The sequence below is a fragment of the Dyella sp. genome (assembly GCF_051954575.1).
Taxonomy (GTDB): domain Bacteria; phylum Pseudomonadota; class Gammaproteobacteria; order Xanthomonadales; family Rhodanobacteraceae; genus Dyella_B.
In genome coordinates this window covers 1-17840 of sequence record NZ_JBQCHP010000033.1, presented here as the reverse complement: position 1 = coordinate 17840, position 17840 = coordinate 1, and the positions used below count along the sequence as shown (strand labels likewise).

19 protein-coding genes and 1 pseudogene are annotated in these 17840 nt (G+C 63.4%); 12 read left to right on the top strand and 8 right to left on the bottom strand.

Annotation, left to right across the window (positions count from 1 at the left end; all coding sequences use genetic code 11):
* Nucleotides 1-134: 134 nt before the first annotated feature.
* On the bottom strand, nt 135-548 hold the full coding sequence (locus ACTHNE_RS04725) for a group III truncated hemoglobin (protein WP_324936828.1): 414 nt from the start codon (nt 546-548) through the stop codon (nt 135-137).
* 103 nt (nt 549-651) lie between these two features.
* On the bottom strand, nt 652-1665 hold the full coding sequence (gene gap, locus ACTHNE_RS04720; protein WP_324936826.1) for a type I glyceraldehyde-3-phosphate dehydrogenase: 1014 nt from the start codon (nt 1663-1665) through the stop codon (nt 652-654).
* 167 nt (nt 1666-1832) lie between these two features.
* On the opposite strand from gap, the gene ACTHNE_RS04715 reads away from it, so the two are divergent.
* The 4 genes from ACTHNE_RS04715 (at nt 1833) to ACTHNE_RS04700 (ending at nt 6359) form a co-directional block, all read left to right on the top strand.
* On the top strand, nt 1833-2645 hold the full coding sequence (locus tag ACTHNE_RS04715; RefSeq protein WP_324936824.1) for a S1/P1 nuclease: 813 nt from the start codon (nt 1833-1835) through the stop codon (nt 2643-2645).
* A 529-nt stretch (nt 2646-3174) separates the two neighbouring features.
* Nucleotides 3175-4647 (top strand): pyruvate kinase, encoded by a 1473-nt coding sequence (gene pyk, locus ACTHNE_RS04710; RefSeq protein WP_324936822.1) that lies wholly within the window; start codon nt 3175-3177, stop codon nt 4645-4647.
* 130 nt (nt 4648-4777) lie between these two features.
* Complete coding sequence (locus ACTHNE_RS04705) at nt 4778-5221, top strand: energy transducer TonB (protein WP_324936820.1); 444 nt, start codon at nt 4778-4780, stop codon at nt 5219-5221.
* Between the two features lie 133 nt (nt 5222-5354).
* Nucleotides 5355-6359: a class I fructose-bisphosphate aldolase gene (locus ACTHNE_RS04700; RefSeq protein ID WP_324936818.1), complete on the top strand. Its 1005-nt coding sequence runs from the start codon at nt 5355-5357 to the stop codon at nt 6357-6359.
* A gap of 183 nt (nt 6360-6542) precedes the next feature.
* Here the strand turns inward: ACTHNE_RS04700 and ACTHNE_RS04695 are convergent, their stop codons facing one another.
* Nucleotides 6543-7142 carry an outer membrane beta-barrel protein gene (locus tag ACTHNE_RS04695; protein WP_440268665.1) on the bottom strand — a complete coding sequence of 200 codons (600 nt, stop codon included), beginning with the start codon at nt 7140-7142 and terminating at the stop codon, nt 6543-6545.
* A gap of 203 nt (nt 7143-7345) precedes the next feature.
* Nucleotides 7346-8056, bottom strand: coding sequence for an outer membrane protein (locus tag ACTHNE_RS04690; protein WP_440268664.1), 711 nt, complete (start codon nt 8054-8056; stop codon nt 7346-7348).
* Nucleotides 8057-8294: 238 nt separating this feature from the next.
* Here ACTHNE_RS04690 and tkt point away from each other — a divergent pair, with 238 nt between their 5' ends.
* Together tkt and ACTHNE_RS04680 are read left to right on the top strand one after the other, a co-directional pair.
* Nucleotides 8295-10289 carry a transketolase gene (tkt, locus tag ACTHNE_RS04685; protein ID WP_440268663.1) on the top strand — a complete coding sequence of 665 codons (1995 nt, stop codon included), beginning with the start codon at nt 8295-8297 and terminating at the stop codon, nt 10287-10289.
* Nucleotides 10290-10651: 362 nt separating this feature from the next.
* Complete coding sequence (locus tag ACTHNE_RS04680) at nt 10652-11191, top strand: hypothetical protein (RefSeq protein ID WP_440268662.1); 540 nt, start codon at nt 10652-10654, stop codon at nt 11189-11191.
* Nucleotides 11192-11436: 245 nt separating this feature from the next.
* Here the strand turns inward: ACTHNE_RS04680 and ACTHNE_RS04675 are convergent, their stop codons facing one another.
* From ACTHNE_RS04675 to ACTHNE_RS04660, 4 genes are read right to left on the bottom strand one after another with little or no spacing between them, the layout of a single operon-like run.
* The gene (locus tag ACTHNE_RS04675) at nt 11437-11850 is read right to left on the bottom strand and encodes a hypothetical protein (RefSeq protein ID WP_324940262.1); all 414 of its coding nucleotides are present in this window, start codon (nt 11848-11850) and stop codon (nt 11437-11439) included.
* A complete protein-coding gene (locus tag ACTHNE_RS04670; protein WP_440268661.1) occupies nt 11847-12308 on the bottom strand; it encodes an Mpo1 family 2-hydroxy fatty acid dioxygenase in 462 nt (153 codons plus the stop codon). The genes ACTHNE_RS04675 and ACTHNE_RS04670 overlap by 4 nt, the downstream gene beginning before the upstream one ends.
* A 26-nt stretch (nt 12309-12334) precedes the next feature.
* Entirely contained in the window at nt 12335-12667 is a 333-nt protein-coding gene (locus ACTHNE_RS04665; RefSeq protein ID WP_440268660.1) for a DMT family transporter, read from the bottom strand.
* A 4-nt stretch (nt 12668-12671) separates the two neighbouring features.
* On the bottom strand, nt 12672-13568 hold the full coding sequence (locus ACTHNE_RS04660) for a phosphoribosylaminoimidazolesuccinocarboxamide synthase (protein ID WP_440268675.1): 897 nt from the start codon (nt 13566-13568) through the stop codon (nt 12672-12674).
* Between the two features lie 85 nt (nt 13569-13653).
* Here ACTHNE_RS04660 and ACTHNE_RS04655 point away from each other — a divergent pair, with 85 nt between their 5' ends.
* From ACTHNE_RS04655 to ACTHNE_RS04630, 6 genes and pseudogenes are all read left to right on the top strand, one after another.
* Nucleotides 13654-13977, top strand: a complete 324-nt coding sequence (locus ACTHNE_RS04655; RefSeq protein WP_324940272.1) for a c-type cytochrome — start codon at nt 13654-13656, stop codon at nt 13975-13977.
* Nucleotides 13974-14780, top strand: coding sequence for a co-chaperone DjlA (gene djlA / locus ACTHNE_RS04650; RefSeq protein WP_324940274.1), 807 nt, complete (start codon nt 13974-13976; stop codon nt 14778-14780). The genes ACTHNE_RS04655 and djlA overlap by 4 nt, the downstream gene beginning before the upstream one ends.
* Before the next feature lie 64 nt (nt 14781-14844).
* Entirely contained in the window at nt 14845-15513 is a 669-nt protein-coding gene (gene rpe, locus ACTHNE_RS04645; protein WP_324940277.1) for a ribulose-phosphate 3-epimerase, read from the top strand.
* Between the two features lie 372 nt (nt 15514-15885).
* Complete coding sequence (locus tag ACTHNE_RS04640; protein WP_324940281.1) at nt 15886-16509, top strand: hypothetical protein; 624 nt, start codon at nt 15886-15888, stop codon at nt 16507-16509.
* Between the two features lie 376 nt (nt 16510-16885).
* Entirely contained in the window at nt 16886-17575 is a 690-nt protein-coding gene (pdsR, locus tag ACTHNE_RS04635; RefSeq protein ID WP_324940284.1) for a proteobacterial dedicated sortase system response regulator, read from the top strand.
* Nucleotides 17575-17840: pseudogene (locus ACTHNE_RS04630) on the top strand (hypothetical protein); the annotation flags it as partial. The gene pdsR and the pseudogene ACTHNE_RS04630, both read left to right, overlap by 1 nt.

Sequence of the window (17840 nt, the reverse complement as noted above, 5' to 3'; positions counted from 1 at the left end):
TCAGCAGTAACGCGATTGCTGCACCAAGCAGGCATGCCTTTGGCTGCGCCATGGGTAAAACCCTCCATGTGTTCCTTGTCCGGGCGCAACACTATCACCCGTCCGAAGCCCGGGCATCGCGTAATTTTTTGCGCTCAGGCGCTGCGTATCTGCAGGATGTCCAGCGGTCGCGTGCCCAGCCGCTCCGGCAGCCCCATCCCCAGCCGCAGGCTGCGGCCGATGCGGTCGGCATGTTCCAGCATCACGCTGGCGTCGGCTTCGTCCAGCACTTCGCGCGTGGTGGCTTGCCACAGCGCCAGCCAGCGCTCGAAGTGTTCGGCGCGAATGGCCGGCTGCGCGCGATGCACCGCCATCGGGTTGCCGCGATAGCTGTTGGCGCGCAGGGCAACGGAGCACCAGAACGAGGTCAGCGTGCGCTTGTGGTCGTCCCAATCGTCGACGGCGGCGTTGAAGACGGGGCCGAGCTGGGAGTCGACGCGCACCTTGTCGTAGAAGCGATCGACCAGCAAGGCGATGCGCTCGGCGTCGAGTTTGGAGGGTTCTTGCATGCCGCCATGATACTACCGGCGGGCTTTGCGCTGATGCGGCAAGACGACGCTGAGAACAAAAAAGCCGGGCAAACCCGGCTTTTTCTTGAGGCCATGCTTGAGCTTACTTCGCCGCCATCAGGGCGAGCGTCATGTCCAGCATGCGGTTGGAGAAGCCCCACTCGTTGTCGTACCAGCTCAGCACCTTCACCAGGGTGCCGCCCATCACGCGCGTCTGGGTGGAGTCGTAGATGGATGAGTGCGCGTTGTGGTTGAAGTCGATCGACACCAGTGGCTTGGTGTTTACCGCCAGGATGCCTTTCAGCGCACCGTTGGCGGCTTCGTTGATGGCCGTGTCGATTTCTTCCTTGGTGGTGTTGCGCGCGGCGACGAAGGAGAGGTCTACCACTGACACGTTGATGGTCGGCACGCGGATCGCGAAGCCGTCCAGCTTGCCGGCAAGTTCCGGCAGCACCAGGCCGACCGCCGCGGCGGCGCCGGTCTTGGTGGGGATCTGCGAATGCGTGGCCGAACGGGCGCGGCGCAGGTCCGAGTGATAGACGTCGGTCAGCACCTGGTCGTTGGTATAGGCGTGGATGGTGGTCATCAGGCCGTGCACGATGCCGATCTTCTCGTGCAGCACCTTGGCCAGCGGCGCCAAGCAGTTGGTGGTGCAGGAGGCGTTGGAGATCACCTGGTGCGAGCCGGTGATCTTGTCGTGGTTGACGCCGTACACGAAGGTGCCGTCCACGTCCTTGTCGCCCGGCGCGGAGATGATCACCTTCTTGGCGCCGGCGGCCAGGTGCGCGCCGGCCTTGGCCTTGGAAGTGAACAGGCCCGTGCATTCCAGCACCACGTCGATGCCCAGCTCAGCCCACGGCAGCTTGGCCGGATCGCGCTCGGCGAACACCTTGATGCGGTCGCCATTGACGACCAGCTCGCCGCCATCGACCGACACTTCGCCCGGGAAGCGGCCGTGCGCCGTGTCGTACTGGGTGAGGTGCGCGTTGGTCTCGGCGTTGCCGAGGTCGTTCACCGCGACGATCTGGATTTCGTTCGTGCGCTTGGCTTCGTACAGCGCGCGCAGGGTATTGCGGCCGATGCGACCGTAACCGTTGATGGCGACCTTGATGGCCATGAGACAGCGTCCTCCAAAGGATGATGGGGCAGCGAAGCGGCTTTGAGAGCCGCGAAACCCGCATTCTAGCCCGAACCGGCCGCCGCCCTCATCCGCGCGCGTCGTCACGCCGGATTGTCATAACGTGTATGGCATCATCGCAGGCTTGTTTACCAGGGGATTTCCGCATGCGTTCCATCCGCCGCCTAGCTGCCGCCATGTTCGCCACGCTCGCCCTCGCACCTGCCGCGCAGGCATGGGGACCGCTTGGGCACAGCGTGGTGGCCGAGCTGGCGCAGCGGCACCTGAGCCCTGCGGCCGAAGCGGAAGTGGAACGGCTGCTGGCGCCGGATCACACCAAGTCGCTGGCCGACATCGCCAGCTGGGCCGATGAGATCCGCAACGACCCGAAGCAGCAGGTGCTGTGGAAGGACACGCGCCCGCTGCACTACATCGACTTTCGCGATCCCTCATGTGTCTATGTGCCGCCGCGTGACTGCAAGAACGGCCAGTGCGTGGTCGAAGCCATTCCGCGCTACCTCGCCATCCTGGGCGACCGCAGCCAGCCCGACGCGGCGAGGTTGCAGGCGCTGAAATTCGTGGTGCATTTTGTCGGCGATATCCACCAGCCGCTGCACGCGGGCTACCGCGACGATGCTGGCGGCAATGCCTACCAGGTGCAGTTCCAGGGCCAGGGCATGAACCTGCACCGCGTGTGGGATTCGGGCCTGCTCGGCACGCGTGGCCTGGACTGGAAAGCCTATGTGAAGCGGCTCAATGCAGAAGGCATCGCGCCGCTGCCGGCACCGATCGCGCCGCTCGACCAGCCGGCGGTGCAGTGGGCTGAGGAATCCTGCCAAATCACGCGCGACATCTATCCGTCCAATCACAAGATCAACCAGGACTACATCGATACCGAGCTGCCGGTGGCCGACAGCCGCCTGCGCGAAGCGGGCAGGCGGCTGGCCGAGGTGTTGAACCTGGCGTTGCAGAACGGCTGACCGGTATCCCCGACAGGCATGTAGATTGGGGTGCAAGCCCCAACGTTGCTATGTCGATCAACATGACTATGTAGGGGTTTGCACCTGAGGTATCCCCATGTTTTTTAGGCAGCGGCCCCAACAAGATCAAAGACTAATCAGCAATCCGGATCTTGCCGGCCGTCATTCCAGCGAAAGCGGGAATCCATCTTCGCCTATGCACCAGAGCAAATGGATTCCCGCTTTCGCGGGAACGACGGCATCTGGGCAGGTGTGCACGTAAAGAAAAAACGTGGGATATATCAGGGTTTGCACCCCAACCTACGCACCATGCGCGGCGGTATCGAAGCTGCAATGTTGCTGATTGCTTACACGCGCAAGCCAAGGTCGCCTGCCGCATAAAGCCCGATTTACGTCTAGCCGTCCAATCGCAAGAGGCATTTGCGGCGGCGCCACACGCAATCTTGCATACGATTGCACGCAAAAAGATATTGCAGGGTCGGCCGGGGGTTCTGTTAGTCTCGTCCGACAATTTTGAACAGCTCCCGCAATGGCCACCGAAACCCACTCCCGTCGTACCAAGATCGTCGCCACCCTCGGCCCCGCTACCGACGCGCCCGGCATGCTCGAAAAGATCATCGCCGAAGGTGTCAACGTCGTGCGCCTGAACCTCTCGCACGGACAACCCGACGATCATCGCGCCCGCGCGGTGGCGGTGCGCCAGGCGGCGGAGAAGCTCGGCAAGGAAGTGGGCATCCTGGCCGACCTGCAGGGGCCGAAGATTCGCGTGGAGCGTTTCGCCAACGGCCCGATCCAATTGCAGGACGGCGATCCGTTCGTGCTCGATTGCCGCTCCGATGCGCCGCCCGGCGACACCACCCGCGTGGGCGTGAGCTACCTGGGCCTGCCCAGGGACGTGAAAGCCGGCGACATCCTGCTGCTCGACGACGGCCTGGTGGCGCTCACCGTGCTCGAAGTGGTCGGCGCCGAAGTGCGCACCCAGGTGCTGATCGGTGGAAAGCTCTCCGATCGCAAGGGCCTGAACCGCCAGGGCGGCGGCCTGTCCGTCGACGCGCTGTCGGACAAGGACAAGGCGGACATCAAGCTCGCCGCCGAGATCGGCGCGGATTTCCTTGCCGTGTCGTTCGTGCGTTCGGGCGCCGACATGGATCTCGCGCGCCGCCTGCTCAAGGAAGCCGGCGGCAATGCCTCGCTGGTGGCGAAGATCGAGCGCGCCGATGCGATTCCCGTGCTCGGCGAAATCATCGATGCGTCCGACGTGGTGATGGTGGCGCGCGGTGACCTGGGTGTCGAAATCGGCGACGCCGAACTGCCCGGCCTGCAGAAGAAGATCATTCGCGAATCGGTGCAGCGCAACCGCGCGGTCATCACCGCGACACAGATGCTGCAATCGATGGTGCGCTCGCCGATTCCGACGCGCGCCGAAGTGCTCGACGTGGCCAACGCGGTGATCGATGGCACCGATGCGGTGATGCTGTCCGAAGAATCCGCCGCCGGCGCGCATCCGGATAAGGCGGTGGCGGCGCTGCGCCGCATCTGCCTAGGTGCGGAGCGTCAGTTTGAGCCGAAGGAAACGCTAACCAAGGACGGGCACCATCTGGATCGCACCGACCAGGCCATTGCGCTGGCGGCGATGCTGCTGGCCAGCGAGATCGGCGTGCGCGCGATCGTGGCGCTGACCGAATCGGGAGCTACGGCGCAGTGGCTGTCGCGCTATCGCAGCGCGGTGCCGATCTACGCGCTGTCGCCGTTCGAGGATGCGCGTCGCCGCATGCTGGTGCTGCGCGATGTGCAACCGGTGAAATTCACCCACGACACCTTGAACCCAGCCGTGTCTGCGCGCGAGGCCGTGCGCCAGTTGTTCGCCGCCGGTAAGCTGTCCGAGGGCGATCGCGTGGTGCTCACGCACGGCGACCACATCGGCAAGGGCGGCGGCACCAATACGCTCAAGCTGCTGTCGGTCGGCGCGGACGGCATGGTGGAAAGCCTGCGCGATCTGTAATCGATATCAGTGGGTTCGGTTTCCCCAAACCCTCTCCTCGCTGAGGAGAGGGTGACGCAGGCAGTGCCGGCGCTTTTTCTGTTTGGCTAGACTGACGCTACGTCCCCAGCTCTACATCGGAGGTTTCGCCATGCGCACGACGATTCGTTTCGGCCAATCCTTGGCTCTGGCCATGGCGCTGGCCGCCGCCCTGCCGGCGCTGGCGCAGCAGGCGCGCAAGGTGGCGCCGGAGGAGCTTTCCCATGATTGGTCGCTGTTGAACCGCGACGTCGCGGTGGATGTGCCCAACAGCGGCGTGAACATCTACAAGCCCAGCTGCATCGCGGTCACCTATGTAATCGGCACTGACGGCGTGCCGATGAACGTGCAGGTGGCCAAGATGGTGCCCAGCAGCGACCTGGGCAAGGCAGCGGTCAGCGCGGTGTCCAATTTCCGCTACGGCCCATCGCTCACCAACAAAAACCACACGCCGGTCGCCACGTACTATGTCATTCCCTTCAACGCACCGGACGATCCGGCCAAGCGCGCGCTGGTGACGGCACCCTGCAAACTGCCGGGTTACGGTGAGGGCTGACCCTCGCCTGGGTGGGCCGCGAACGCCCCAACGACGGGTTGGCGCTATAATTGCGCCTTTTCCGCCTGCCCGCCCGCACGGGTGGCCTCCCACCTTGCGGCCCCGCGCCGCCAAAGTTTTACGGAGTCGTCCAATGAGCATTGAAGATCTCGAGAGCGTTGCCCTGGCCATGGTCGCGCCCGGCAAGGGCATCATCGCTATTGATGAGTCGACCAACACCATCAAGAAGCGCTTCGAGGCGGTCGGCATCGAGAACACCGAAGAAAACCGCCGCGCCTATCGCGAACTGCTGCTCACCGCGCCCAATCTCTCCGAACATATCTCCGGCGCGATCCTGTACGACGAAACCATCCGCCAGTCCACCAAGGACGGCGTGCCGTTCACCCAGCTCATGAAGAAGAACGGCATCATTCCGGGCATCAAGGTGGACAAGGGCACCGTGCCGCTGGCCGGCTTCCCGGGTGATGTGGTCACCGAAGGCCTCGACGGCCTGCGCGAGCGCCTGGCCGAATACGTGAAGCTGGGCGCGCAGTTCGCCAAGTGGCGCGCGGTGATCAACATCAGCGAGGACAACCCCAGTTCCACCGCCATCGAAGCCAACTGCCACGCGCTCGCCCGCTACGCCGCGCTGTGCCAGGAAGCCGGCCTGGTGCCGATGGTGGAGCCGGAAGTAATCATGGACGGCGACCACTCCATTGAAGTGAGCTACGAAGTGCATGAAGCCGTGCTGCGCAGCCTGTTCAACGCGCTGTACGAGCAGAACGTGCTGCTGGAAGGCACCATCCTGAAGGTCAGCATGGTGATTCCGGGCAAGGACGCGGACGAGCAGGCCAGCGTCGAGGAAGTGGCCGAAGCCACCGTGCGCGTGCTCAAGACCACCGTGCCGGCCACGCTGCCGGGCATCGTGTTCCTGTCCGGTGGCCAGACCGACGAGCAATCCACCGCGCATCTCAATGCGATGAACCGCATGGGTCCGCATCCGTGGCCGCTGTCGTTCTCCTATGGCCGCGCGATGCAGCAGGCGGCGCTGAAGCTGTGGTCGAAGGACATGAAGGCCAACTACAGCGAAGCGCAGAAAGTGGTGCATGCGCGCGCCAAGGACAATGGCCTGGCCGCGCTGGGGCAGTGGAAGGGCTGATTTCTTCCTTCCCTTCGCAAAAAAAGAGCGCCGCGAGGCGCTCTTTTGCTTTTGGAGGATCAGGTAAGGGGGCAATCTTGCAAAGTTGCTACTTCGGCAACTTCATCTTGTTGAGGTGTGAGGCCAGCCTTGGCCCCTCACCCCAGCCCTCTCCCCGAAGGGGGGAGGGAGTGGTTCACGTGCTTAAAAGCGGTATTCCGCCGCCACCGTGTACGCGTTGGTCTGCAACTGCACGCCGCGGTCGCCGCCACGGCTGGTACCGTCGTAGTAGTTGTAGTTCACGCCCACGCTCCAGTGCTGGTCGATGTTGTAGCCCACGCCGACGCCGGCGTAGTAGCGGGTGCGTTCGAAGCGCTCATAGCTCGGGCTGGCGGTATTGGTCAGACCCTGGCCCTGTGCGTAGAAACCACCGGCGCGCACTTCGCCGTACCAGTTGGGGGTGAAGTTGTAGCGCAGGTTCGCGCCGAGCGTCGGGCCGTACAGCTTGGAGCGGAACGACGACCCAGCCTCATCACGCGCGTCGATCCGGCCCAGGTACTGATAGCCGGCTTCCACGCCGATCGAGGTTTCCGGATTAATGGCGAAGCGGTAACCGCCCTTGATGCCGCCGATGGCATCGCCATGGGAATCGTATGGGCCTTTGTTGATCTGGCCATAGCCGGCTTCAGCGCCGACATACCAACCCTGCTGGGCCGTCTGGGTGGGCGCGCTCTGCGCGAAGGCGGCGGGAATGGCCGCAAAACCCACGGCAGCCAGGGCAACAGCAAACAGCGTCTTCTTCATGGAGCTACTCCTTGTTATTAGGGGTCGGGAAGCTCGGCACAGAGGGGGAAGCCGAGCGCCCGTACGCATGCTTGAGCGATGCGTAGCCCATCAGATAAGGACGCGTCCGTTAGATTCAATACCGTGCAGTACAGTATTAAGAGTTGATTAAGATTACGTGTCGAGAGGGATGGACGGATACAGGTTCCGCCCATCCCTGACCGTCAAAATCGATATTCGCCGGTAAGCGAAACGATGCTGCTGGAACGCTTGAGGGTAGCCGTTTCGCTGCCATCGCCCAGCCGCAGCTTGCCCGCGTTGGCGTGGTAGTAGTCGTAGCTCACGCCCACGCCCCAGTGCTCGTTGATGTCCCAGCCGGTGCCCACGCCGGCGTACCAGCTGCCGCGCCCGGCCTTGGCCGTGGTGACCACGCCGAGCTCCTGGTCGGCGGCCGCGCCATACACGTGGTTGTAATCGTTGGCGTGGAAATAGCCGCCACGCGCGGACAGGTACCAGCCGGTGGTCAGGTTGATGCGGCCGTTGGCGCCCAGCAGCCAGCCATGCAGCGCCTGGGTGGTGGAGGTCTGGTCGACCTTGTCGCCGTTGAAGGTGTTCTGCAGCTTGAAGTTGCCGAGGTCCGCGTATCCCGCCTCCAGGCCCAACGCCAGGTTCTGACCCAGCTTCCAGCGGTAGCCGCCGAACAGGCCGTAGCCGGTCTTGCGGCCGCGCTGGCTCTTGGTGATGTTGAAGTCGTTGCCGAAGTTGGAACCGAAGCCGCCGTCGGCGCTGCCGGTGCGACCGATGCTGCCATCGATGAACCAGTTGCCGGAACCGATCGGCTGGTTGGGGAGATAGCCCGACGTGTCCTGGGCCAAGGCGGGGAGGGTGACAAGGGCGGCGGCGGCGATCGCCGCGGCGAGGAAGGTCTTGCGCATGAAATGCTCCTGTTGTCTTTCTGTGTCCTGATCCGGATCGGCGGGGAGGCGATCCGTGGAACCACTGCGGGGATGCAGCGGCGCTATTAGAAGGGAAGGCTTGCGAAAATCCGCGCGGCCCGGGGGCGGAATTAAGGACGCGTTTATCCCGAGAAATCAGGGCGATGTCGGTATCGGACGACAGAACGCAAACGATCGGCGACAATATTTCTTTTGCGCCTGCCACGGAGATCCCCTGATGACGTCTCGCCGCGAACTCGCCAACGCCGTCCGCGCCCTTGCCATGGATGCCGTGGAGGCAGCCAAGTCCGGTCACCCCGGCATGCCGATGGGCATGGCCGATATCGCCGAAGTGCTGTGGAACGATTTCCTGAAGTTCAATCCGACCAACCCGAAGTGGCCTAACCGCGATCGCTTCGTGCTCTCCAACGGCCACGGCTCGATGCTGCAGTACGCGCTGCTGCATCTGACCGGCTTCGATCTGCCGATGGCCGAGCTCAAGCGTTTCCGCCAGCTGCATTCGAAGACCGCCGGTCACCCGGAAGCGAGCGAAACGCCCGGCGTGGAAACCACCACCGGTCCGCTCGGCCAGGGCTTTGCCAATTCGGTGGGCCTGGCACTGTCGGAGAAGCTGCTCGCCGAGCATTTCAATCGCCCCGGCCATACCGTCGTCGACCATCACACCTTCGTCTTCATGGGCGACGGCTGCATGATGGAAGGCGTGTCGCACGAAGCGGCGTCGCTCGCCGGCACCTGGAAGCTCGGCAAGCTCGTTGCGATCTACGACGACAACAACATCTCCATCGACGGCGAAGTGGAAGGCTGGTTCACCGACGACACGCCCAAGCGTTTCGAAGCCTACGGCTGGAACGTGATCCGCCACGTGGACGGCCACAACGCCGAGGCGATCAAGCAGGCGATTGCCGCCGCCACCGCGCAGAGCGATAAACCCACGCTGATCTGCTGCAAGACCATCATCGGCTTCGGCGCCCCGCACAAACAGGGCAAGGAAGAGTCGCACGGCGCGCCGCTGGGCAAGGACGAAGTGGCCGCTGCGCGCGACGAACTTGACTGGCGCTACGGTCCGTTCGAAATCCCGCAGGAAATTTACGCCGCGTGGGACAAGAAGAAGATCGGCGCCGAACGCGAGCAGCAGTGGAACGAGCTCTTCGCCAAATACGAAGCCGCACATCCGGAACTGGCTGCCGAATTCCGCCGCCGCATGGCCGGTGAACTGCCCGCCGATTGGGCGAAGCAGTCGCAGGCATACGTGGAGAAAGTCCACACCGATGGCCCGGACGTCGCCTCGCGCAAGGCCTCGCAGATGGCGTTGGATGCGTTCGGTCCGCTGCTGCCGGAAATGCTCGGCGGTTCGGCGGACCTCGCCGGTTCCAACCTCACCATGTGGAAGGGCAGCAAGAGCGTTACCGGCCCCGACGGCAACTACGTGCACTACGGCGTGCGTGAATTCGGCATGAGTGCGATCGCTAACGGGCTGGCGCTGCATGGCGGCTTCATTCCGTACGATGGCACCTTCCTGGTGTTCTCCGACTACGCACGCAACGCCGTGCGCATGAGCGCGCTGATTCCGGCGCATTCGATCCACGTCTACACGCACGATTCGATCGGGCTGGGCGAAGACGGCCCCACCCATCAGCCGGTGGAACATCTCGCCTCGCTACGCCTGATCCCGAACAACCGCGTGTGGCGTCCCTGCGATGCGGTGGAATCGGCAGTGGCATGGAAGGAAGCGATCGAGCGCAAGCACGGTCCGTCCTGCCTGATCTTCTCGCGCCAGACGCTCAAGCATCAGCAACGCACAGCGCAGCAATTGGACGATATCAAGCGCGGCGGCTACGTGCTGCTCGATCCGGCCGATACCAAGTTCAAGGCGATCCTGATCGCGACCGGTTCCGAAGTGGAGCTGGCGATGGAGGCGGCGCGCACGCTGGCGCAGCAGAACGTGCCGGTGCGCGTGGTGTCGATACCGTGTACCGAAGCGTTCGACGCCCAGCCGCTGGAATACCGCGAAGGCGTGCTGCCCGGCTGGTGCCGCGCGCGCGTCGCGGTGGAAGCGGCCAGTGCCGATTTCTGGAGCAAGTACGTGGGCCTGGATGGCGCGGTAATCGGCATGACCACCTTCGGTGCATCTGCGCCGGCGCCGGCCTTGTTCGAGCACTTTGGCTTCACCGTGTCGCATGTGGTGGACGCGGTGAAGCGCGTGATTGGCTAATAGGACGCCGCCCACCCTCTCCCCTTCGGGGAGAGGGTGGGCGCTGGCTGTCATCTTTTGCGGGCAGCCGATTGCAGCATATGAATCATCGGCGCGTACATCACGCGCCGTTCGATCACGTTCGCAGAAGTAGTGCTTGGGTTCGTCTTTCCCTATACACGAGAGAAAGAGGGGCAGGCTGCTTCATCAAGGCATGCGCGCAGCATGGCTATGGCCGAATACGGTATCGGCCTGCATCCGACTGGTTTGACACTGCATGCACGCGATGGGTGATACTCCACAGCGGCGCCGCTGGGGATTGCGTTTCCGCTCCCTGCAACGTGGTGGCGTCCACACACATGGAACACAAGGAGGTATGTGTCATGAAAGCCATCGTATTCGCTTTTCTGCTGTGTGCGTTTGCTATTGTTGACCTCAGTGTTTCGCCACCCGTTTACGCCCAAACGTCTCAAGCAACGTTGCTGACGTGCACAGGCACGGGGGAGGTTACATACAGCCCTGGCCTTACATTCACTCCTACGTTCAACACCTACCAGGTGAATGCCACGCTGGCGCCCTGCTTGGGCACCGTTGCAAATGTGGCGACTGCTCGGTTTTCCACGAGCGGCGCGGCAACACTGTCGTGTGAAGTGCTGACCGATACCGTTACCAAACCCTCGTATGCTTTCGTTTGGGGTGATCGCACGCAAAGCCAGACCCAGACCGATACGGTGGTCGTTCAACGGCCACTTGGCGAGATCGTGCGTGTCGAAACCGGGCACGTGGTCAGTGGCAGGTTCGCAGGGGACACCGTCGTCAGTACGTACACGTTCCTAGACTCTAATCTCACCGCATGTCTTGCCGGCGGCGTTACCAGCACGGGGGGGCGGGTCGTAGTGGCAGTGCTTGGATCATCACCATGAGCGGAGTAGGGTGATCGCTCTTGCATTGGCCTATGGCCGGCGAAGGTGGCGTGCGTGATGCGCAAGGCGTTGTAGCCATGCTGCGCAAATTATCGTCACCCCATTGATGCAACTGGGGAGCGAGCGTGCATAGCCATGAACATCATGCATTTTTGCCAGAATACCTGTTGGTCATGCAGGGGCGTAGGGTGCAAACCCCAACGTCAATGACAGGTAGATGCCGCTGTTGAGGTTTGCACCCCAGCCTATGTGCTGACCAAGGTGGTGGCGACGCCGAAAGCGATCGCCATCACCACCGCAACGGCCACGCACGCACTGCTTATGCGAATACGCCGAGCATCGATGCGCGGAACCAATCGCCACAGCGCGATCACGCCGGTCAGCATCGATACCACCAAGGCTGCGCGAAACGCCCCGCTGGCAATCAGCGGTCCAAACGGCGGACGCGTCACGCCTGCATGGGCTGCCGCCATCGCGCCCAGCAACAGCGTCAGCAAGCTCCAGATCAGGCAGGCCAGATACGTGCGGTTGAACACCACCGGCGCGCCTTCGTTCCAGCGCAACACCAGCCAGGCGATCACGCTCGGCACGATCGCGCCGATGCTGCCGTAAAGCACCCACCAGATCAGGCTGCTGAGCAGCGCCAGAAAACCCGTCATGGTTTTTCCTTCAGGCCGATTCGGTTCAACAGCTTGTCCATCAACCACGCAGGGCCGACCAGCAGGTAAGCCAGGTCGGTAAAGAAGCTCGGCCGCCGTCCTTCAAACAAATGACCTATGAACTGGCCGACCCACGCGACGAAAAAAACGCCAACGGCCAGCCAGCGCATCGACGCCGGCGTCCATCGCTCGAACACCCATGCGCAGATGAGTGCGAGGAACGCCAGCGCAATCAGCAAGGCAGCGCCCAGGCGATGCGAGCGTTTCCAATACCACGCAAACGCCAGCACGATCGCGAACACCGCCCACGCGCCGGGTTTCAACAATGACGACGGCACCGGCGCCGTCCACAGCAACGCGAGCACGCTCCAGACGATCAGCGGCACGCAGATCCAGTGCAGCAAGCGATTGATGGGATGCCGGTGATCCTGGCTGTAGCTGTCGAGCCAGTCGCGCATGCTGCGTTGATCGGAAGCGAGCGCCATCAGTGCGCCGAACTCTTGGAAAAGAGATTGAGCACCAGTACGCCGGCGATGATCAAGCCGATACCGCAGATCGCCGCAGCATCGAGCCGCTGCTTGTACAGCACCACGCCGATCAGTGCGATCAACGCAGTGCCCGCGCCCGACCATATCGCGTAGGCGATGCCTAGCGGCACGCTGCGCAGCGCCAGACTCAGGCAGTAGAACGCGGTGCCGTAGCCTGCAATCACCACGATGCTGGGCCACAGCTGGCTGAAGCCGCTGGAGGCTTTCAGCGCGCTGGTGGCGATCACCTCGGCAAGAATCGCCAAGCTCAGGTACGCCCACGCATTCATGCGCTCAGTCCAGCGTGATGCCAGCCAGGCACTGTAGCGCTTCGGCGTATTTGGCCGAGGTGCCGGCGATGACGTCGGCAGGAACGTGCGGGCCCGGCGCCTTCTTGTTCCAGTCGAGCGTTTCCAGGTAATCGCGCACGAACTGCTTGTCGTAGCTGGGCGGGCTGATGCCCACCTGGTACTGATCGGCCGGCCAGAAGCGCGAGGAATCGGGCGTGAGCATTTCGTCCATCACGTACAGCTTGCCGTCTTCATCGGTGCCGAATTCGAACTTGGTGTCGGCGATGATGATGCCGCGTTCGGCCGCGTACGCCGCAGCCCACTTGTAGATGGCCAGCGTCGCGTCGCGAACCTGTTCGGCCAGTTTCTTGCCGACCGCGGCGACCACGGCGTCGAAGCTCACGTTTTCATCGTGATCGCCCACCGCCGCCTTGGTCGATGGGGTGAAGATCGGTTCCGGCAATTGCTCGGCCTGGCGCAATCCTGCCGGCAGCTTGATGCCGCACAGCGAGCCGGTCGCCTGGTAGTCCTTCCAGCCCGAACCAATCAGGTAGCCGCGCGCGATCGCTTCCACCGGCACCGGTTTCAGCCGCTTGGTGACGACCGCGCGTTTGCGATACAGCGCCACGTCCGTGCCTGGCGGCAGCACCTCTTCCAGCGGCGTGTGCAGCAGATGGTTGGGCACGATGTGAGCGGTCTTGCCGAACCAGAAGTTGGAAATCTGCGTCAGCATTTCGCCCTTGCCGGGGATCGGATCGGGCAGCACCACGTCGAAGGCGGACAGGCGATCGGTAGCGACGATCAGCAGGCGATTGCCGGACAACGCGTACACGTCGCGCACCTTGCCGCGATGGATCAGCTCCAGGCCGGGCAGGTTCGATTGCAGCAGGGTGGTGGGCACGGTGCGCTCCGATGGGTGTGACAAGCCCGCTATTGTACCGGTGGCCGCTGCTAGAATCGGTGGCTTTGATGCCTGTGTGTTCCTGATGCGATTCGTATTGATCGCGGCACTCGGTTTGACCTGTGCCCTGCCAGCGCTCGCTGCCGATCTGCCGCCCAAGCCGGTGCGGCTTGGCTTATGCGCGGCCTGCCACGGTGAAACCGGCATGGCGCAGATGCCCGGCGCGCCCAACCTGGCGGGCCAGCGCCTGGACTACTTGCGCAAGGCCTTGCACGACTACCGCGACGGCACGCGCAACGTACCGCTGATGCGTACGGCGATCGGCCCGCTCAGCGAGGCGGAGCTGGATCAACTGGCGCGCTGGTACAGCGCGCAAACCCCTCAACCACAGGCCGCCGCGCGTCCATGAGCTACACCTATACCTTCTGGTTCGCCATGGCGGGCCTGCTGCTTGGCCACGGCTTCGTCGGCATGGGCGTGGGCGGCATCATCGGCTTCGTGCTCGACAACCTGCGCTACAGCCAGCGCCGCAGCGCCATTCCGGAAGCGGGCGGCTACATCGCGCCGCTGTTTGCCCTGCTCGGCGCGATCGCCAAATCCGACGGCCGTGTTTCCGAAGCGGAAATCGCCACCGCCGAGCGCGTCATGGCGCGCATGGGCCTGAGTGGCGACGTGCGCCAGCAGGCGATCCAGGCCTTCAACAAGGGCAAGCAGCCGGAATTCGACGTGACCGGCCCGATCAATGCATTGCGCCAATGGGTGGGCCTGCGCCGCGATCATGCGTTTCCGTTGCTGGACGTGGTGATCGAGACGGTGCTGGCCGAAGGCAGCCCGTCGCCGGAAAAGATGGCGATCCTGCGCCAACTCGCCTTCGCCTTGCGCATCAGCGACATGGAGCTGATGGCGCTGATGGCGATGAAGGGCTATGTGTGGCAAGGCGCGGCCGGCGCGCGTGGGCGTGCCTACGGTCCCGGCAGCGGTTACGTGCCGCCGCAGCGGAACACGCAGGGGCCAGACCCTTACGCCGTACTCGGCGTCACCCGCGATGCCGACGAGCGCACCATCAAGCGCGCGTATCGCAAGCTGATTTCCGAACACCACCCCGATCGCCTGGGCGACCTGCCGGAAGAGATGCGCAAGCGGGCCGAGGCGCGCGCCAGCGAGATCAACGCGGCGTACGAGCGGATCCAGGCCGAGCGCGGGTTCAAATAGCCGGGAACGAGGGCGATTCCTATCCCGGTAGAATGGCCGCTTCTCTCGCGCGTGCTTTCAAGTCATGAGCAAACAATCCCCCGTCATCGCCCCCTCCATTCTTTCCGCCGACTTCGCGCGACTGGGCGAAGACACCGCCAAGGTGCTGGCCGCAGGCGGTGACTGGGTTCATTTCGACGTGATGGACAACCATTACGTGCCCAACCTCACCATGGGGCCGATGGTGCTCAAAGCGCTGCGCGACTACGGCATCAGCAAGCCGATCGACGTGCATCTGATGGTGAAGCCGGTGGACCGCATTGCGCCGGATTTCGCCAAGGCAGGCGCCAGCCTGATCAGCTTCCATCCGGAAGCCAGCGAGCACGTGGATCGCACCATCGGCCTGATCAAGGACGCCGGCTGCCAGGCGGGCCTGGTGTTCAACCCGGCCACGCCGCTCAACTGGCTCGATCACGTGCTGGACAAGCTGGACCTGGTGCTGATCATGTCGGTGAATCCCGGTTTCGGCGGCCAGAAATTCATCCCGCAGGCGCTGGAAAAGCTGCGCCGCGTGCGTCGCCTGATCGACGAGAGCGGCCGCGCCATCCGCCTGGAGATCGACGGCGGCGTCACCGCGGACAACATCGGCCAGATCGCGGCCGCCGGCGCCGATACCTTCGTGGCCGGCTCGGCGATCTTCGGTGCGCACGACTACCAGGCGGTAATCGGGAAAATGCGCGCCGCGGTCGGCTGAGGCCGCACCTGCGCACATAAGAAACCCGGCGCAGGGGGAAATCTGCACCGGGTTGGAGGGGCGTCGATAAGACGCTAGAGGAGACACCATCGGCAGGTCATCCTGCATTGGGCTGAAGGACGGGAGGCTCGGCCGTCCATCAGCTTTCCTGCAGTTCCACGGCGGACTATGCGCCTGCCGTAGAGTGGGACCGGGCTCTTCGGGATTGGTTCCCGGCTTGGCGATGATTTCCAAACGGCATTGGATGCAACGCCTGCGGCCATCTCACGCATGTGGAGGACGCTTACACGCGGGTTTCATGAAATCGCTGCCTAAATAAATGCGCGTTTGAGTCGTACCGCGTTATCTCGCACGACAACCTGGAGGTCTGGCATGGATAAGATTCGCGCAGTCGCGTTCGTTCTTTTCGCTACAGGTTTGTGTTCCGGCGTCATTCCTGCCGGAAGTTATGCCGCCCAGGCAGAGCATGGCGGCAAAGGCAAGTCAGGTACTTGCACGGTGGATTATTCCGGCAGCTACGATTGGGGCAATGTCGACGTAAGCGGGTTCCACTCCATCTCCCCCAATTACCTGGGGGATGCTCCGGCGGTGCGGTTGCATGTGAAGTGTGCCGAGCCGACCGTATTTGCGCTCAGGTTCAGCAGTGATTACTCCGCGCCTGGCGGCATGCCCCATTTCTTCGGAATGGCCCCGCATAATGGCGGCTCGCCCGGCGGCTACAGGTTGTTCGTGGTCGGCGAACCTTCGGCGGATGGCAAGCAAACCGCCATCGTGCGTCGTGAGGACGGAAGATGGCTGGGCTACTCCAACCTCGATGGTGTCAGACCAGAGATGGTCATCGGATTCATCACCAACGGCAAAAGCCCGCATGCGATTGAAGAGGCTACCGTCGACCTGAAGGCTTCCGGGCAAGGCAGTCCCAGCAATGAGCTGCCACCGAACAATGGGCATATTCATTTCCACGGCACCGTGAAGGTCACGCTGGAATACCTGTAAGACTCAAAACGACATGGCCGGTATCCGTCCCTGGGTACCGGCCATGTCTGCGCCTTCCACGGCAGCTTCCACGGGAAAACGTCAGTGCAGGCTCAAGAGCGCCGCGAGCAGCAAGGAGCCCAGCGCCAGCACCACCCGCAGCGGCTCGAAGCTGCGAAGTTCGGCGTTGGGATCGACGGAGGGGTCTGCGCGCATGGAATGAGGCCTCGTTGCGGTTCGGCGTTGGTGTTATCAGACACCCCGTCAGGGCCGTGCTGCCGGCAAGGCAAGGGCGACGGGACGACGGAATGTGGCAGAACGCGGGCAAGCCCCGCGCCCGGCTTGCGTAAGTCCTGATCGCATAGCACGCTTCGCGCCGACCTCACGAGGAATCCACATGGGCCGCAGCATCGCCATCGTCGAAGACGAACCCCTGATCCGCGCCAACTACGTCGAAGCCCTCAATCGTTTCGGCTACGACACGCGCGGCTACGGCTCGCGGCAGGACGCCTCCAATGCGTTCGCCGTCCGCCTGCCGGAGCTGGTGATCATCGACATCGGCTTGGGCGACGAGCCGGAAGGCGGCTTCGACCTGTGCCGGGAGCTGCGCGCAAAATCGAGCACGCTGCCGATCATCTTTCTCACCGCGCGCGATTCGGACTTCGATGTGATCTCCGGCCTGCGCCTGGGTGCCGACGACTACCTGAGCAAGGACACCAGCCTGCATCAGTTGGCGGCGCGCATCGCGGCGCTATTCCGTCGCATCGAATCGCTGAAGGCGCCGGCTTCCAGTGAAACGGTGATCGGGCACGGGCCGCTCAAGCTCGAATCCGAGCGCATGCGCGTCACCTGGAACGACGTGGAAGTGCCGCTCACCGTGACCGAATTCTGGATGGTGCACACGCTGGTGCGCTTCCCCGGTCACGTGAAAAACCGCGATCAATTGATGCGCGAAGCGGAATTGGTGGTGGACGACGCCACCATCACCTCGCACATCAAGCGCATCCGCAAGAAGTTCATTGCGGTGGCGCCGGAATTCGACGCCATCGAAACCGTGCACGGCGTCGGCTACAGGTGGCGTCCGTGATGCGTAGGATGATGGTTTTGCTGCTGGGCATGCTCGCGGCCCAGGCGTACGGCAAAAACACGGATGCGCATACGGTGATGGTGTACGGCGGCCAGGATGGACCCGGCTGGGCGATCATGACCGAGCTGCCGGCCGGCTGGAACAAGGACTGCTGCACGTATGCCAAGGCGATCGGCGTCAATCTCGTGCTGTACCAAGGCGAATGGACCGGCAAGCCCGAGCGCGTGATGGTGCTCAACGTCTGGCCGGACAGGCTGCCCACGCT

What these genes read in the sequence shown, in the direction of transcription:
- ACTHNE_RS04725 (WP_324936828.1), bottom strand. Translation starts at nt 548, where the DNA reads ATGCAAGAACCCTCCAAACTCGACGCCGAGCGCATCGCCTTGCTGGTC.
- gap (WP_324936826.1), bottom strand. Translation starts at nt 1,665, where the DNA reads ATGGCCATCAAGGTCGCCATCAACGGTTACGGTCGCATCGGCCGCAAT.
- ACTHNE_RS04715 (WP_324936824.1), top strand. Translation starts at nt 1,833, where the DNA reads ATGCGTTCCATCCGCCGCCTAGCTGCCGCCATGTTCGCCACGCTCGCC.
- pyk (WP_324936822.1), top strand. Translation starts at nt 3,175, where the DNA reads ATGGCCACCGAAACCCACTCCCGTCGTACCAAGATCGTCGCCACCCTC.
- ACTHNE_RS04705 (WP_324936820.1), top strand. Translation starts at nt 4,778, where the DNA reads ATGCGCACGACGATTCGTTTCGGCCAATCCTTGGCTCTGGCCATGGCG.
- ACTHNE_RS04700 (WP_324936818.1), top strand. Translation starts at nt 5,355, where the DNA reads ATGAGCATTGAAGATCTCGAGAGCGTTGCCCTGGCCATGGTCGCGCCC.
- ACTHNE_RS04695 (WP_440268665.1), bottom strand. Translation starts at nt 7,142, where the DNA reads ATGAAGAAGACGCTGTTTGCTGTTGCCCTGGCTGCCGTGGGTTTTGCG.
- ACTHNE_RS04690 (WP_440268664.1), bottom strand. Translation starts at nt 8,056, where the DNA reads ATGCGCAAGACCTTCCTCGCCGCGGCGATCGCCGCCGCCGCCCTTGTC.
- tkt (WP_440268663.1), top strand. Translation starts at nt 8,295, where the DNA reads ATGACGTCTCGCCGCGAACTCGCCAACGCCGTCCGCGCCCTTGCCATG.
- ACTHNE_RS04680 (WP_440268662.1), top strand. Translation starts at nt 10,652, where the DNA reads ATGAAAGCCATCGTATTCGCTTTTCTGCTGTGTGCGTTTGCTATTGTT.
- ACTHNE_RS04675 (WP_324940262.1), bottom strand. Translation starts at nt 11,850, where the DNA reads ATGACGGGTTTTCTGGCGCTGCTCAGCAGCCTGATCTGGTGGGTGCTT.
- ACTHNE_RS04670 (WP_440268661.1), bottom strand. Translation starts at nt 12,308, where the DNA reads ATGCGCGACTGGCTCGACAGCTACAGCCAGGATCACCGGCATCCCATC.
- ACTHNE_RS04665 (WP_440268660.1), bottom strand. Translation starts at nt 12,667, where the DNA reads ATGAATGCGTGGGCGTACCTGAGCTTGGCGATTCTTGCCGAGGTGATC.
- ACTHNE_RS04655 (WP_324940272.1), top strand. Translation starts at nt 13,654, where the DNA reads ATGCGATTCGTATTGATCGCGGCACTCGGTTTGACCTGTGCCCTGCCA.
- djlA (WP_324940274.1), top strand. Translation starts at nt 13,974, where the DNA reads ATGAGCTACACCTATACCTTCTGGTTCGCCATGGCGGGCCTGCTGCTT.
- rpe (WP_324940277.1), top strand. Translation starts at nt 14,845, where the DNA reads ATGAGCAAACAATCCCCCGTCATCGCCCCCTCCATTCTTTCCGCCGAC.
- ACTHNE_RS04640 (WP_324940281.1), top strand. Translation starts at nt 15,886, where the DNA reads ATGGATAAGATTCGCGCAGTCGCGTTCGTTCTTTTCGCTACAGGTTTG.
- pdsR (WP_324940284.1), top strand. Translation starts at nt 16,886, where the DNA reads ATGGGCCGCAGCATCGCCATCGTCGAAGACGAACCCCTGATCCGCGCC.